We start from the raw sequence: 15,105 nt of genomic DNA on the forward strand, positions 1-15,105 counted from the left end.
TTCAGGCTTCCCGGTAGCGCAGCGCGTCGACCAGCAAGGCAAAGGCCGGTGAAGACTGACGGCGGTGAGGATAATAGAGGTGATAGCCCGACCAAGGCGGGCACCACTCTTCAAGCACGCGCTTGAGGCGCCCCTTCGCGAGATAAGGCTGCGCGATATCCTCCGGCACAAAGGCTAGTCCAAGCCCGGCAGTGGCGGCATCCAGCACCTGGAAAATGCTGTTGAAGACGAGCTGGCCCTCTACGCGCACTTTCAGCTCCCGCCCGTCCTTCTCGAATTCCCATGCATAGGTGCCGCCATAGGTCGGCAGGCGCAGGTTGATGCAGTTGTGCTCGATCAGATCCTGCGGCGTTCGTGGAACTGCTCGTTTCGCAAAATAGGATTTCGTGCCGACAACGGCGAAGCGGATGTCCGGCCCGATCCGCACCGCGATCATGTCCTTCGCAATCTGCTCGCCCCAGCGCACGCCGGCATCATGGCGCTCGGCGACGATATCCGTCAGGCCGTAGTCGATAACGATTTCGACCTTGATATCAGGGTAATCCGGCAGGAATTTCTGCAGCTTCGGCCAGAGGACCGACTTGATTGCGTGGTCCCCGGCCGTGATCCGCACGGTGCCAGCCGGCTTTTCCCGAAGCTCGCTCAAGGCCTCGAGCTCGGTTTCAATCTCCTCGAAGCGGGGTGCCACCGTCCGCACCAGCCGCTCGCCCGCTTCGGTCAGCGAGACACTGCGGGTCGTGCGGGCGAGAAGCCGAACCCCCAGACGCTCTTCAATTTGACGGATCGTCTGGCTGAGAGCCGACTGCGACACGCCGAGCTTTCCCGCCGCCTTTGTAAAGCTTTGCTCCCGGGCGACGGCAATGAGGTAGCGAAGGTCGTCGAAGCTGCCGCGCGGCATTTATTGCACCACCTTATAAGTCCTTGCAGATTATAGGGGCTAGTCGCGGCAGAGCCATCCCCCAATTGTCATCGCGGCCAGAGGCATCGCGCCACGCGATGCTTCCCGAAGCTGCGATCACATCGGACATGCTGCTCACCGGTGAATCGTGTTCGGAGTCCGGGAACCGGTCAGGAGGCGGCGTAGTTATTCGATGCCCGTAGGGCGGCGCATAGGCCGCCGTCGGCATCAATCAGTGCTCAGCAAACCGGGAGGCAGCAATGGCGCTCGCGATCAAGGTCAACGGTACCATGCAGAGCGTCGATGTCGATAATGACGCTCCGCTCCTCTGGGTCCTGCGTGATGCGCTCGGCCTGGCCGGCACGAAGTTCGGCTGCGGTGTCGCACAATGCGGCGCCTGCACCGTGTTCGTGGATGGCAAGCCAATGCGCTCCTGCACCCTGCCGATCTCGGCGCTCGGCACCCGCGAGGTGACCACCATCGAGGGCGTCTCCGGGCGGGAAGCGGAGGCGGTACAGCAGGCCTGGATCGCGCGCGACGTGCCGCAATGCGGCTACTGCCAGTCAGGCCAGGTGATGAGCGCCGTCGCACTCCTCAAGCAGGTCAAGAAACCGAGCGACCGCGACATCGATCTCGCAATGAACGGCAACGTCTGCCGCTGCGCCACCTACGTCCGCATCCGCGCCGCGATCCACGACGCCGCCCGCGCGCTGGAGGGCTGAACCATGACGATCCACAACGCTGCGCTTTCACGCCGCGCGATGCTCAAGGGCGCCGCCGGCCTCGTCATCGGCCTTTATCTGCCCGAGATGGCGCGCGCGCAATCGGGCGCGGCGCACGCCTTCCGTCGCGCTGCCGGCGGCGCTGATTTCGCGCCCAACGCCTTCATTCGCATCGGCGCGGACGATACGGTGACCGTACTGATCAAGCATATCGAGTTCGGCCAGGGCCCCTTCACCGGTCTCGCAACCCTTGTCGCCGAGGAACTCGACGCCGACTGGTCGAAGGTGCGGGCCGAGCACGCGCCCTCCAACACCGACTTCTACAAGAATTTGGCCTTCGGCGTGCAGGGCACGGGCGGCTCCACCGCGATCGCCAATTCGTACGATCAGATGCGCAAGGCGGGCGCGGCCGCGCGCGCCATGCTGGTCGCCGCCGCAGCGCAAAGCTGGGGCGTTCCGGCGCGCGAGATCACGGTTGAGCGCGGCGTGCTGCGCCATGCCGGGACCGGTCGCGAGGGCCGCTTCGGGCAGTTCGCCGAGGCAGCCGCACGCCAGCCGGTCCCGGCAGACCCGCCGCTCAAGGACCCGTCCGTCTTCCGGCTGGTCGGCCGCGACGACGGCTCGGTCAAGAAGCTCGACAGTGCCGCGAAATCCAACGGAACGGCGCAATTCACGATCGACATGCGTGAACCCGGAATGCTCACCGTCGTCGTGGCGCGCCCGCCGCGCTTCGGCGCCCGGGTCGCGTCCTTCGATGCGAGTGCGGCGCGCGCGGTCCAGGGAGTGGTCGACGTCAAGCAGGTACCGACCGGCGTGGCCGTCTACGCCAACGGCACCTGGCCGGCGATCAAGGGGCGCGAACAATTGCGCATGAGCTGGGACGAGTCGGCCGCCGAGAAGCGCAGCAGCGACCGGCTCATCGAGGAATACCGTGCGCTGGCGCGCCGGCCCGGCCGCATTGCCGGTGCCCATGGTGACGCGATCACGACGCTCGCGCGCGCCGAGAGAATCATCGAGGCCGAATACGTTTTCCCCTATCTCGCGCACGCCCCCATGGAGCCGCTCGACGGCTTCCTGCGCTGGGATGGACAGCGCGTACTTGCCCGCTTCGGTAGCCAGTTGCAGACGCTCGATCACCAGGCGATCGCCACGGTGCTTGGGCTCAAGCCGGAGCAGGTGGAATTGGAAACGATGCTCGCCGGCGGCAGTTTCGGGCGCCGGGCGCAGCAGACGAGTCATCTGGCGGCGGAATTGGCCGAGGTGGCGAAGGCGATCGGCCCTGGCCGGCCGGTGAAGCTCGTCTGGACGCGCGAGGACGACATCCGCGGCGGCTACTACCGTCCGCTCATTGTGCACCGCATGCGCGGCGGCCTCCGTGATGGCAAGATCGTCGCCTGGACCGACACCGTCGTCAGCCAATCGATCTTGAAGGGTTCGCCTTTCGAGGCCGTGATGGCAAAGGGCGGCATCGACGCCACGTCGGTCGAGGGCTCGAAGGAAATTCCCTACGATATCGCCGATTTCCGCTGCGATCTGCACACGACGGATGTCGGCGTGCCGGTCCTGTGGTGGCGCTCCGTCGGCCATACGCACACCGGATATGCGGTCGAATGCTTCGTCGACGAACTCCTGCAGGCGACAGGGCTGGATCCGGTGGCGGGCCGGCTCGCCATGATGGGTAAGGCGCCGCGCGAAGCCGGCGTGCTGCACGCCGTGGCCGAGCTCGCGCAATGGTCCGGCCCCGGCCCGGTCAATGGCCGCGCCCGCGGCGTCGCGGTAGTGAAGAGCTTCGACAGCTACGTCGCCCAGATCGCCGAGGTCTCGGCCGGCGACGACGGCCCGCGCGTGCATAAGGTCTGGTGCGCCGTCGATTGCGGCGTGCCGGTCAATCCGGACGTGATCCGCGCGCAGATGGAAGGAGGCATCGGTTTTGGTGTCGGAGCGGCACTCTACGGCGAGGTGGCTCTCGACGAGGGCCGGCCGGTGCCGACGAACTTCGACACCTATCGCGTGCTGCGCATCCACGAGATGCCAGAGGTCGAGGTGCGCGTCGTGAACTCGACCGAGAAGCCGACGGGCGTCGGCGAGCCGGGCGTGCCGCCGATCGGGCCCGCTGTCGCGAACGCGATGGCACGGCTCGGCCTCGGGCGGCCGCGCCGCCTGCCATTGGTGAGGGCGGTCGCATGATGCGCGCACAGGCTCTCCTCGCGGCGGGGGCGGCCGCCGTGACAGTTCTCGTCGCGGGCGCGGCCGCGCAGACCACCCGCCAGCAGACTACAGCGAAGGACTTGCGCCCCGTCCCGAGCTTCCAGAACATCGCCGATCAACAGGCGCGTTCGATCGCGCTCTTTGAAGAGGCCGGCAAGGTGCTGCAGCATCCGCGTTGTGTGAACTGCCACCCGGCGACCGAGCGGCCGTTGCAGAGCGACGCGATGCGGCCGCATCAGCCGCTCGTGGTGCGCGGGGCCGACGGGCACGGCGCGCCCGGCATGACCTGCAACGCCTGCCACCACGCCGCGAATTTCGATGCCGCCGGCGTGCCCGGCCATCCGCAGTGGCACCTCGCCCCGGCGTCGATGGCTTGGGAGGGGCGCACGCTCGGCGAGATCTGCGCGCAGATCAAGGATCCGAACCGCAACGGCGGCAAGGACATGGCCGCGCTCCTTCACCACATGGCGGAGGACTCGCTCGTGGGCTGGGGCTGGTCGCCCGGCCCGGGCCGCGAGCCAGCGCCGGGCTCGCAGGCCGCGTTCGGCGCCCTGCTGCGGGCCTGGGCTGATGCAGGCGCGCATTGCCCGCCGTCATGAGGCGGAGGTGTTAACTCCGTATGCCGCCAGGAATGTCCCTGCGGGGTCTTGGCTGGATCAAAACGCGTTTCGCATCGGTCGTCGAAGCCCCGCGCGCCATTTATTGCTCCAGCTTATAGGTCCTTGCGGATCATAGCGGCTAGTCGCGCCACAGCCATGGCTCGAGCTGCGGCATTGCGGCCGTGACATTCACCGGCGTCGCCGTGGTCCAGCCCATGGCTGCCGCACAAGGAAGGACTGGAGCCATGCAGATCACACGATCCGGCTCGCAACCGTCCCGCAAGGGAGAGGCGAAGTATTTCACGGGCAATGTGCGGATCGATCGTCTCTTCCAGGCACCCGATCCCGCGCGCACCGGCGCGGGAAGCGTCACGTTCGAGCCGGGAGCCCGCACCGCCTGGCACACGCATCCGCTCGGTCAGACGCTCATCATCACGGCGGGGCTTGGCTGGGTGCAGGGCGAGAACGGCCCGGTCGAGGAGGTGCGGCCCGGCGACGTGGTGTGGGTCGCTCCGGGCCTCAAGCATTGGCATGGCGCGACGCCGACCACGGCGATGACTCATATCGCGGTCAACGAATTGCGGGATGGCAAGAGCGTCGACTGGATGGAGCATGTCACCGACGAACAATACCGAAGATGAACTCGTCGGGCCGCGACCGCCGCGCAGTTCGTGTGTTAGTCCGCCGTCCGCTCCCGCAATCGCTGCGCATAGACGTTGATCACGAGCGCGGCCAGCAGGATCAGGCCGCGGATTAAAATCTTCAGGAAACTGTCGATGTTGACGTGATCGAGTCCGTTGTTGAGGACGCCGAGCACGAACAGGCCGACGATAGTGTTGCCGATGCCGCCGCGGCCGCCAAAGAGACTGGTGCCGCCGACCACGACGGCGGCGATCGAATCCAAAAGATAGGTGTCGAACTCGTTCTGCTGCGCGCTGCCGAAATGGGCAACGCCGAGCATGCCGCCGATGCCGGCGCAGACGGCTGATATCACCATGACGCTGCCGAGGATGAGCTTGACGTTGAGCCCGGAATATTCGGCGGCCTCGCGATTTCCCCCGACCATGTAAACGTAGCGGCCGAAGCGGGTGTAGGTCAGCACCAGATGGCCGCCGAGCAGCATCAACGCCGCCACAATTACGATCCAGGGAATGCCGCCGATCGATGTCGACCCTAGCGTCGTGACCAGCGGAGGGACCTTGTAGGCGATCTGCCCGCGCACCAACAGCGCCGAAATGCCGGCCGCGATCTGCATCATCGCCAGCGTCATGATGAAGGAGGGGATGCCGATCACCGTCAGCCCGAAGGCGTTGACGAGGCCGAGCAGGGCGCACAGCGCCAGCGCCAAGAGGATCGCGGCCCATCCGGGCATCGGGACGTTGGCGATGTTGACGTAGGATTCCTGCAGCGTGAAATAGGCGACCGCAATGCCGGTGACGTTGGCGATGGCGGCGATCGAGAGGTCGATTTCGGCGCAGAGGATCACGAAGGTGAGGCCGACGGCGATGATACCGGTGACCGAGATCTGGGTCAGAATGTTGCCGAGATTGTCCAGCGTCGCAAACGAGGGGCTGGCGGCGGCGAAGAAGCCGAACAGGCAGATCAGCGTCAGGAACGGGGCGATGTTGCGCATCTGGGAGCGCAGCATCACGCCGAGCCGGTGCGGGCGTTTGCGATCGGAAGCGGGGACTGTCACGCTTTCACCTGAAGTCATGTCGGTCTCCTCACGCCGCTTCGAGCAGGCGGTCCTTGCTGATCCGTTCGTTGGAAAATTCGCGCACCACCGCGCCGCGCTTGAGCACGATGATGCGGTCGGCGAGCGACAGCACCGTCTCCGGCTCGGTGGAGAGCACGATGACGGCAAGCCCCTTGGCGCGCAAATCTCTGACGATGTGGATGACGTCGTCCTTGGCGCCGACATCCATGCCGCGGGTCGGTTCGCACAGCACCAATAGCCGCGGCGGATAGCTCAACCACTTCGCCAGCGCGACCTTCTGCTGATTGCCGCCCGATAGCATGCCGAGATCGAGTTCGACGGCGGCGGGCCGGATCCGCAACTGGTCGACCTGGCGCGCGGCGATCTCGCGTTCGCGCGACGGTTTGAGCAGCAGGGATGAAATGCGGTCGAGGACGCTGATCGAGATGTTCTTGTAGACCGGCTCCTGGTGAAACAGCATGTCGCGCCGGCTCTCGGGCACGAAGGCGATGCCGGCGCGACGCGCGCCGGCCGTGCTGCGGAAGGCCTTTTGTTCGCCGGCGATCGCCAGCGAGCCCTGGTCGGGTTTGAGCTTGCCGAACAGGATCCGCGCCAGCTCGAGCTGGCCGCATCCCATAAAGCCGTAGATGCCGAGCACTTCGCCGGCGCGGACGTCGAACGAAACGTCGCGCAGGCTGCGGGCGAGCGACAGCCCGCTCGCATTCAGCACCACCGGCCTCTCGGCGGGCGGCGGCAGCATGATGTCGTGCGTGTAGGTCTCCTCCAGCGCCTCGCGGCCATGGCCGATCATGGCCTCGATCAGCGCGGGCTTGTTGGTCTCGGCGGCCCTCGTCTCGGCGACCTTCCTGCCGTTGCGGAACACCGTCACGACGTCGGAGACGCGCAGGATGTCCTCGATGAAATGCGAGATGAAGACGATGCTGGTGCCTTCGTCGCGCAGCCGCTTGAGGGTCGCGAAGAGGCGCTCCACTTCCGGCGGCGACAGTGCCGAGGTCGGCTCGTCGAGGATGATGATGCGGGCGCCGGAAAACAGCACGCGGGCGATTTCGATCAGTTGCTGCAGGCCGATCGGGAGGTCGCCGAGCCGCGACATCGGATCGACGTCGATGCCGAAACGTTTGAGTTGCTCGCCGGCCTCGCGCGCCATCCGCCGCCATTGCACGAAGCCGAAGCGGTTGGTCGGCTGGTTGCCCAGAAACACGTTCTCGGCCACCGACAGATCTGGCGCCACGCTCAGTTCCTGATGCACCATCGCGATGCCCGCCGCATGCGCATCGCGCACCGAGCGGAAGCGGGTCTCCCGGCCGTCCAGGATAAAGCGGCCGGAAAAATCGGCATGCACGCCGGCGATGATCTTCATCAGCGTGCTTTTGCCCGCGCCGTTCTCGCCGACGAGACCATGGACCTCGCCGGGAGAAAGCGCAAAATCGACACCACGAAGGGCTTCGACGCCGCCGAAGGCCTTCGTGATCTCTTGCAGTTCGAGGATGGGCTTAAGTCCCACGGGCATGCTGACTCAGATCAGGAAATGGTCCTCCATCCATTGCATGCCGGCGGCATTGGCCTTGGTCACGACCGGGCCGTCGGTGATGACGTGCTTTGGAATACCCTGTCCGCTCTTCTCGCCCGCGGTTACCGCGGCGACGCCGGCAATGATGGCGCCACCATGGATGCGGCAGGAGGGATTGCGGACGGTCGCGAACATGCGGCCTTCGCTCACCGCCTGGATCGCCGGCGGCATGGCGTCGACGCCGCCGATCAGGATGTTGGTGCGGTTGCGCGCCTTCATGATGTTGTAGGCGGCCAACGCCATGTCGTCATTGTGGAAGAAGGCCGCGTCGATCTGCGGATGCTTTGTCAGATAGGTCTCCCACAGCCGCGCCGTCTTTGAGACGTCCCAATCCGCGGGCTGGGTGTCCAGCACCTCGATGTTCGGGAATTGCTTCACCACTGTGTTAAAGCCCTTGGCGCGGCCCTGCGCGCCGGTATGGCCGAGGGCGCCCTGCGTCATGATGATCTTGCCCTTGCCGCCCATGGCGTTGCACAGCGCCTGGGTCACCGAAGCGCCCATGAATTCATTGTCGGGCGCCAGGAACGAATGAACCTTGATCTGATCGAGCGGCGCGATCAGCGTGTCCATGTCGATCACGGGAATGCCGGCATCGATCATCTTCTGCACGGGCTGGGTCAGTGTGCCGATGCCGAATGCCTGGATGGCCACGAAATCCCATTTTTGCGATGCCATGTTGTCGATCGCCGCGCGCTGCTTGACGGCGTCGAGCTGGCCGTCGAACCAGGTGACCTCGACGTTGAACAGCTTGCCCCACCACTCTGCCGCCTGCTTGCCCTGGGCGCACCAGGTCGCCTGCAGACCTGCATTGGAGAACGCAGCTTTCAACGGTTTTTCTGAACGCGCGGCTGCCGCCAGCGCCGGATTAATACCCAGTCCCCCGAGCAGGGCGGTGGCTGCGCCAGCCACGCCTGCGGCCTGAAGAAGGTCGCGCCTGGTCGTTGCCGTTTTGTCAGTTCCGGACATCGTTTGCTCCCTCGCTTGTCGTTTGTTATGGCCGTCGGCGTCGATTGCACGCACCGCGGATCGAGGCAGTCTTTCACACTCGGCGCGTTTGCGCCACCGGATGACTTGATCGTCCGTCTCAATGAGCTTCAGGAAGCTTTGGTGCGCGTCAGTTCACTGCGCTGCAACGTGGCCCTCGATCTCGCCGAGCAATTTCCGCCACGCTGCATCGATTTCGTCCGACCAGTCTGGCCCGACGATGTCGCGCAGCGTCTGTGCGATGATGCCGAAGAAGGCGACGAACAGTTCACGCGGCGTGCCGTAGGCATCGTGCGAGGAAATCTCTGACGTGATCAGGCGGAAATGGCCGGTGCGTTGGCCGGCGAAATCCAGCATCGCCTCGATCGTCAGGGCCAGCATTGAGCCCTTGACGAGTTCGCTGCCCTCTGTCGGAAACATCGTCCGCGCTTCGGGATGTGCCTCGAACAGGCGGCGATAGACCAGCGGCGTCAGATCTTCGCTGCGCTCGGCGGCCAGCTCAAAACTTCGCTCGATCGGATTTGACGATGCCGTCATTGTCGTTTGCGATCGTAACGAAAAAAAAGAGCAGGGCACCAAGCCCTGCTCAAAAATTGTGTCGACCCTTAATTTCCTCGAAAATTTAGATTTGATCTTGATTGTCGAGGCGACGCTGCTTGTGCGCGTCAGGGCTCCTCCCGAGACTTGGACCACCAAGCTTTGCCTGTCGGCAAGCCTGAGCCCGAATTGGTAGACCATCTTTTTCGTCTTGTCACCAATTTCGGCAACGTTTGTTCAAAATTCCAGCACTCTGCGAAATGATTGGGAATGTGCTACTCGCAGTTGTGGATTTAGCTGCAATTCGCCCGATGCTTGGTATCGGGGTAGGGCGCCCTCTTAATGATGCAAAACGCGTCGCTTTTCGCCAGCATCTCTCCTTGAAGCTGCAACATAGTTCCGGGAACCTGATCTCGACTTCAGACTCCTGAAGTGATTAAGGTCTGAAGCGGATGGGTTTGCGATGCGCCGGCGGCTGAAGAATTTTCTGCCAATTGTCCTGATTGCCCTGATGGTGCAGATTTTTGCACCCATCGGCGCATGCTGGGCGGCGAGCATTGCAGCTTCCGATCCGCTCGCCGGCGCCGTGATCTGCCACGGCGATGGCGGCGGCGGTGCCGGGCAGGCCGATCAGGCCGGCCACCGCGCCCATGACGGATGCTGTTCGGTTTGCAGCGTGCTGCAGACCGGAGCCCCGGTCGACCCGCCGGAGACTGCGGTCGCAATATCGGTCGACCTCGATCATGTGCGCGTGGTCTGGATCGAATTTGCCCCAGACCGGTTCGCTTCCCGTGCCGGTTCGCAAGCGCAGGCGCGCGCGCCTCCCTCCATTTCCTGACCTCACTTGACCTCCGTCAACCGGTGCGGCCTGCGGCCGTGCCAGTTCGTTCAATTGAGCAAGCCGGCCAAAGCGCTGGCGTCAGGAATGTCTTATGTACCCCCATCGTGTTTTGGGAAGCGCGAGCCTGCTTGTGCTTGGCAGTGCGCTATCCCTCACGCCGTCGAATGCGACCGCCCAAACGGCGTTGCCGGCGGTCACGGTCGATGCGCCGCGCGCCACGACTGCCAGACCTGCGGCCCGAAAGCCGGCCGTTCGGGTGTCTGCCCGGACGCAGGCAAGGCCACCTTCGGCCAACCCCGCGCCTTCAGCGTCGCTTACCGCAGGAATTACCCCGAGCGTAGCGCGCGCGCTGCTTTACCAGGCGCCGAACGGCCAGACCGAAACCACCATCGACCGCAGCCAGTTCGACAACCGGCCGTCGTTCTCCGTGGCCGACGTGCTGCGCGAGAGCCCGGGTATCTCGGTGAAGCAGGGCAACGGGCCGCGCGATATCGGCATCTCGATCCGCGGTTCCAATGCCCGAAATGGCTTTGGCATCCGCAATCTCGTGATCTTCGACGACGGCTTTCCGGTCACGCAGCCGGACGGGCTTTCCCGCAGCGACCTGATCGATCCCAAGGCCTATGGCGCGATCGATGTCATCCGAGGACCGTCTTCAGCACTCTTTGGCAACTATGCCACGGGCGGCGCGCTCAATTTCCGCACCCGCCCGGGGCGCACTATCGACGGGGTCGAGTACGGCGTCGATGGCGGCAGCTTCGGCTATCTCAACAACTATCTCGCCGCAGGCAAGAAGGTCGGCAATTTCGAGTATTCGTTGTTCGCCAGCGATGCGCGCGGCGACGGTTTTATCCAGAATAGCTGGTTCAACACCCAGACGGTGAATTTCTTAGGCACGTTGCAGGCGACGCCCGACGACCGGTTCACGGTCAAGTTCATCAACAACAATCTCGATACTCGGGTGCCGCTCCGGCTGTCGCTCAACCAGTATTATCAGAACCCGTTCCAGCAGGGCTGCGATATGGCGGGCATCGCCGGCTGCGCCTCAGTTAACCTCCTCAACAACGGCTTCAACGGCACAAGGACTCCGATCACCGCCATCCAGGCCGGGCTCGGCCGCGAAGATCGCCGCACCATCGTCGGCGGTAGATGGGAGCACGACTTCGATAATACGACGACCTGGCGCAACCAGTTCGTGTTCGACGATCGCAATATCAGCCAGCCGACGGGAGCGACCAGCGCGATCGGCGATTTCCCGTCGTACAACTACATGAGCGACGTGACCAAGCGCGGCGAGATTCTGGGCATGGAATCGACGACGTATTTCGGCGCGTTCTACAACACGCTGACGGCGTCGAGCGATACACGCCACGTCATGCCAGGAGGCAATGCGAGGCTCGGCCTTCTGCAAAGCAATACCTGGAGCGACACCACGAACTATGGCGTTCGCGCTCGCGAAGAACTCAAGCTGACGCCGAATCTGACGGCTATCGCCGGCATTGGATGGGAAACCACTCATCTCAAGGGGATTAACACCTCTTACGCCTACAACACGCCCAATGTTCCAACGGCGACGCCAGGAGTGCCGATAGTCGCCGATCGGCAATTTCAGAACACCGCGCCCGAACTGGCGCTGCTCTACAAGCTGAACAGCGAGTGGCTGTTCAGGGCACGCGTGGCCACCGGATACGGCACGCCGCAGGTCGGCAACCTCTTCGTCCTCTCTGACGGCCGGAACGGCAACAATACACAGCTAAAGACGCAGCAGAACCTCGGTTACGACATCGGGTTCGATTGGACGCCGAACAACGCGCTCAAATTCAGCGCGACCGGCTTCTACGAATTTTTCAAGAACGAGCTGGTTACACAGGCCACGCAGGTCGGCGCACCCAATGCAAGCTTCACGTTCAACGCCCCACGATCGGAACATCGCGGCGTAGAGCTTGCCGCCGACTGGAAGTTCTATCCCGGTTGGCGTTTCACGGCCGCCTACACCTATCTCGACGAGGTCTATACAGAATACACCGAGAATATCGTCAACGGCGCGACGTTCAGCTTCAACCGCGCGGGCAACAAGATTCCCGGCATCTCACCGCACGAACTGACAGCACGGCTCGGCTATGATCAAATGTGGGGTCCGCTTGCAGGCCTCGGGGCGTTTGTCGAGGTCCAGTGGAAAGACTCGTTCTACATGGACAACGCCAACCTCCTGAAGGCGCCCGGCTACGAACTGGTCAATCTCAACGTGCACTACAATACGGACCTCAAGTCCGACTACTTCAAGTCGTTGAGCATGTATGTCGAAGTCAGGAACGTGTTTGACCGGACTTATGTGGCTTCCGCGAACAACATCGCAAACTCGGTGACGGCAGGAGGCATCCAGAATCCCGCCAGCGTATTGGCGAACACGACCGGCTCGATCTACGCCGGCTCGCCGCGCGCGTTCATTGCCGGAATGAAGCTGGCGTTCAAATGACCGGACAACAACGCAGGAGGAGTAAAGCCATGCTGCGAATGAGCCTGCTCGCGATGCTCGCCCTCTCGCTTTACCAAAGTGCAGCGCAAGCCCAAATGAGTCATCATCAGCATGCCTCGGAAGCGGCGTGCGAGGAGACAGCCTTGCGCTGCGCGTCGAAGGTCATGCCGGCTTTCGCGCCGGATGGAACGCTGTGGCTCGCCTGGATGGCGGGAGGCCAGATATCGGTCGCGAGTTCGAAGGATGAAGGGCGCAGCTTTTCGACGCCGGTTCAGGTGACAAAAGAAAAGCTCAACCTTGATTGGGGGCCGGATGCGCGTCCGCAGATCATCATCGAGAAAAACGGCGGCATTGCACTGGCGTTTTCGCGCTTCCGGGACAAGGCGTTCAATGGTCAGGTGCTGACCACGAGGTCGACCGATGGCGGCCAGAGCTTTGCCGAGCCGCAGCCGATTACGTCGAGCAATGAGAGCCAGCGTTTTGTCGCGCTCGGTCTCGATGCTGATGGTTCGGTGTTTGCGGCCTGGATCGACAAGCGCAACCGGGCGCCTGCGCGTGAGAAGGGCAGGAAATATGAAGGGGCAGGGCTGTTCTTCTCGTCATCGAAGGACGGCGGAGCGACCTATTCCGAGACGCGGCTGGCAGCCGACAACACCTGCGAATGTTGCCGGCTCGGCCTGGCATTCGCAGGCGCCGGCCGTCCCGTGGTGGTGTTCAGGAACATCTTCGACGGCGGTGTGCGGGATCACGCGATCATGACGTTCGCCGACCCGGCGACGCCGGGCGAGGTTCGCCGCGTCAGCAACGACGATTGGCAGATTGCCGCGTGCCCGCATCATGGGCCAAGTCTTTCGATCTCGCCCGCCGGCACTCACCACGTGACGTGGTACACCAACGGCAAGGCGCGCAAGGGGCTGTTCTATGCCCGCTCGCAAGACGAGGGACGTACGTTTTCCGATCCGCTTCCGCTCGGCCGTTCCGACCGCAATCCCGCGCGGCCCTATGTGCTTGCCGGCCCGCGCGGCGCCACCATGGTCTGGAAAGAGTTCGATGGCGAGAAGACCGCGGTCAACGCAATGACGTCGCATGATGAGGGCAAGAGCTGGTCAAAGCCGGTCGCAATCGCCACGACGACTGATACGTCCGACCATCCGTTGCTGGTCAGCGATGGACAGAAGACCTACCTTTCGTGGATGACCAAGGCGGACGGATATCGCCTTTTGCCGATCGGAGATGGATCATGAAACGCCTCCTGCTCGCCGTCATATTCCTGGTTGCGTGTCTCGGCGCCGCGCCCGGCGCCGAGACACCGTCCGAGCTCACGCTCAAGCCGTTCGTGCGGGGAAGCTGGCAGGAGGTGCTGCGTTCGCATGCCGGGCGCCCGACGCTGGTGCATTTCTGGGGCGTCACCTGCGGTCCTTGCAAGGTCGAATTGCCGCTGCTCGGACAATTCATGAAGGACCATTCCGAGATCGACGTCGTGATGGTCAGCGCCGATCTCGTCCCGAATCTGCCCGGCCCAACGCGCGCGATGCTGGAGAAGGCCGGGCTGGGATTGGCGGAGAACTGGATTTTCAGCGACGGCTTCGTCGAACGCCTCCGGTTCGAGATCGATCCCGCCTGGCAGGGGGATATCCCGCGCACGCTCCTGATCGGGCGGGATGGAACCGTGACCACGATCGAAGGTTCGGCGGAAATACCGGACCTCGAAAAATGGTTGGTTCAGCAAAAGGCTACGAAGAAATAAGGACGCAATCCCGCTATTGTGAACATGAACGTTGCATTCTCACGTTAATGCAACGGCGGCCCTCGGCCGTCCGTTGCGTGTCGGCCATACTTCACAAATCGAAAGACATCCGATGAAACCTGTCTTGCCATTCTTCGCCTTCGCCGCCCTGTTTGCTCTCCTGGGCACGCCCGCGCATGCTCAGGAAGTCAAGGCCGGAGATCTCGTCATCAAGCAAGCCTGGAGCCGCGCTACGCCGAGCGGCGCAAAAATCGCCGGTGGATATCTCACCGTCGAGAACAAAGGCAGCGCGCCGGACAAACTCGTTGGCGGCTCGGGCGATAACATCGGCAAGGTCGAAATTCACGAGATGGCGATGAATAACGGCGTCATGACAATGCGGCCGCTCGACAAGGGCCTGCCGATCGAGCCGGGCAAGACCGTCAAGCTTGCGCCGGGCGGCTATCATTTGATGCTGATGGATCTCAAGCAGCCCTTCAAGCAGGGCGACAAGGTGCCGGTCACGCTTGAATTCGAGAAAGCGGGAAAGGTGACGTTGTCGCTCGACGTGCAGGGCGTCGGTGCGCAGGGGCCGGCGAGTGCGGATCATTCAGGCCACACGGGCATGAAGCACGATCATTCCGGCATGAAGAAATAGGCGGCGAGCAATTTGTAGGATGGGTAGAGCGAAAGCGAAACCCATCGCCTGCGCGGTTATTGCAGGCGTTGATGGGTTTCGCTGCGCTCTACCCATCCTACCGATTGGGAAACCAACAATTCACCGCCAAAACGACCTACAAATCCGCGTTTTCAGCGGCTTTTTCGCG

The 15,105-nt window shown here is 63.5% G+C and carries 14 protein-coding genes; 9 read left to right on the forward strand and 5 right to left on the reverse strand.

Translation table 11 applies throughout. The features are described 5' to 3' along the window. Position 1: 1 nt before the first annotated feature. Complete coding sequence (locus V1277_RS29925; protein WP_334419354.1) at positions 2 to 898, reverse strand: LysR family transcriptional regulator; 897 nt, start codon at positions 896 to 898, stop codon at positions 2 to 4. 260 nt (positions 899 to 1,158) lie between these two features. Here V1277_RS29925 and V1277_RS29930 point away from each other — a divergent pair, with 260 nt between their 5' ends. The 4 genes from V1277_RS29930 (at position 1,159) to V1277_RS29945 (ending at position 5,068) form a co-directional block, all read left to right on the forward strand. After that, positions 1,159 to 1,620, forward strand: coding sequence for a (2Fe-2S)-binding protein (locus V1277_RS29930; RefSeq protein WP_275186306.1), 462 nt, complete (start codon positions 1,159 to 1,161; stop codon positions 1,618 to 1,620). A gap of 3 nt (positions 1,621 to 1,623) precedes the next feature. Continuing rightward, positions 1,624 to 3,807 carry a xanthine dehydrogenase family protein molybdopterin-binding subunit gene (locus V1277_RS29935; protein ID WP_334419355.1) on the forward strand — a complete coding sequence of 728 codons (2,184 nt, stop codon included), beginning with the start codon at positions 1,624 to 1,626 and terminating at the stop codon, positions 3,805 to 3,807. Next, positions 3,807 to 4,427, forward strand: coding sequence for an Isoquinoline 1-oxidoreductase subunit (locus tag V1277_RS29940; RefSeq protein WP_442894607.1), 621 nt, complete (start codon positions 3,807 to 3,809; stop codon positions 4,425 to 4,427). Before V1277_RS29935 ends, V1277_RS29940 begins: the two co-directional genes overlap by 1 nt. A gap of 245 nt (positions 4,428 to 4,672) precedes the next feature. Next, positions 4,673 to 5,068 carry a (R)-mandelonitrile lyase gene (locus V1277_RS29945; protein WP_334419357.1) on the forward strand — a complete coding sequence of 132 codons (396 nt, stop codon included), beginning with the start codon at positions 4,673 to 4,675 and terminating at the stop codon, positions 5,066 to 5,068. A gap of 35 nt (positions 5,069 to 5,103) precedes the next feature. On the opposite strand, the gene V1277_RS29950 is transcribed toward V1277_RS29945, so the two are convergent. The 4 genes from V1277_RS29950 to V1277_RS29965 all read right to left on the reverse strand — a co-directional run bounded on the left by V1277_RS29950 (position 5,104) and on the right by V1277_RS29965 (position 9,235). Next, positions 5,104 to 6,075: an ABC transporter permease gene (locus tag V1277_RS29950; protein WP_442894608.1), complete on the reverse strand. Its 972-nt coding sequence runs from the start codon at positions 6,073 to 6,075 to the stop codon at positions 5,104 to 5,106. 76 nt (positions 6,076 to 6,151) lie between these two features. Then, the gene (locus V1277_RS29955; RefSeq protein ID WP_334419359.1) at positions 6,152 to 7,654 is read right to left on the reverse strand and encodes a sugar ABC transporter ATP-binding protein; all 1,503 of its coding nucleotides are present in this window, start codon (positions 7,652 to 7,654) and stop codon (positions 6,152 to 6,154) included. A gap of 6 nt (positions 7,655 to 7,660) precedes the next feature. Then, the gene (locus V1277_RS29960; protein ID WP_334419360.1) at positions 7,661 to 8,680 is read right to left on the reverse strand and encodes a sugar ABC transporter substrate-binding protein; all 1,020 of its coding nucleotides are present in this window, start codon (positions 8,678 to 8,680) and stop codon (positions 7,661 to 7,663) included. A gap of 153 nt (positions 8,681 to 8,833) precedes the next feature. Beyond that, entirely contained in the window at positions 8,834 to 9,235 is a 402-nt protein-coding gene (locus V1277_RS29965) for a globin (RefSeq protein WP_334419361.1), read from the reverse strand. A 463-nt stretch (positions 9,236 to 9,698) separates the two neighbouring features. Here V1277_RS29965 and V1277_RS29970 point away from each other — a divergent pair, with 463 nt between their 5' ends. The 5 genes from V1277_RS29970 to V1277_RS29990 all read left to right on the forward strand — a co-directional run bounded on the left by V1277_RS29970 (position 9,699) and on the right by V1277_RS29990 (position 14,936). Beyond that, positions 9,699 to 10,073 (forward strand): DUF2946 family protein, encoded by a 375-nt coding sequence (locus tag V1277_RS29970; RefSeq protein ID WP_334419362.1) that lies wholly within the window; start codon positions 9,699 to 9,701, stop codon positions 10,071 to 10,073. Positions 10,074 to 10,167: 94 nt separating this feature from the next. Then, a complete protein-coding gene (locus V1277_RS29975; RefSeq protein WP_334419363.1) occupies positions 10,168 to 12,552 on the forward strand; it encodes a TonB-dependent receptor family protein in 2,385 nt (794 codons plus the stop codon). 29 nt (positions 12,553 to 12,581) lie between these two features. Then, positions 12,582 to 13,796 (forward strand): sialidase family protein, encoded by a 1,215-nt coding sequence (locus V1277_RS29980; RefSeq protein ID WP_334419364.1) that lies wholly within the window; start codon positions 12,582 to 12,584, stop codon positions 13,794 to 13,796. Next, on the forward strand, positions 13,793 to 14,299 hold the full coding sequence (locus V1277_RS29985; protein ID WP_334419365.1) for a TlpA family protein disulfide reductase: 507 nt from the start codon (positions 13,793 to 13,795) through the stop codon (positions 14,297 to 14,299). Before V1277_RS29980 ends, V1277_RS29985 begins: the two co-directional genes overlap by 4 nt. A 112-nt stretch (positions 14,300 to 14,411) precedes the next feature. Continuing rightward, the gene (locus V1277_RS29990) at positions 14,412 to 14,936 is read left to right on the forward strand and encodes a copper chaperone PCu(A)C (RefSeq protein ID WP_334419366.1); all 525 of its coding nucleotides are present in this window, start codon (positions 14,412 to 14,414) and stop codon (positions 14,934 to 14,936) included. Positions 14,937 to 15,105: the final 169 nt, after the last annotated feature.

It is taken from the genome of Bradyrhizobium sp. AZCC 1588 (assembly GCF_036924735.1).
Classification (GTDB): Bacteria; Pseudomonadota; Alphaproteobacteria; order Rhizobiales; family Xanthobacteraceae; genus Bradyrhizobium.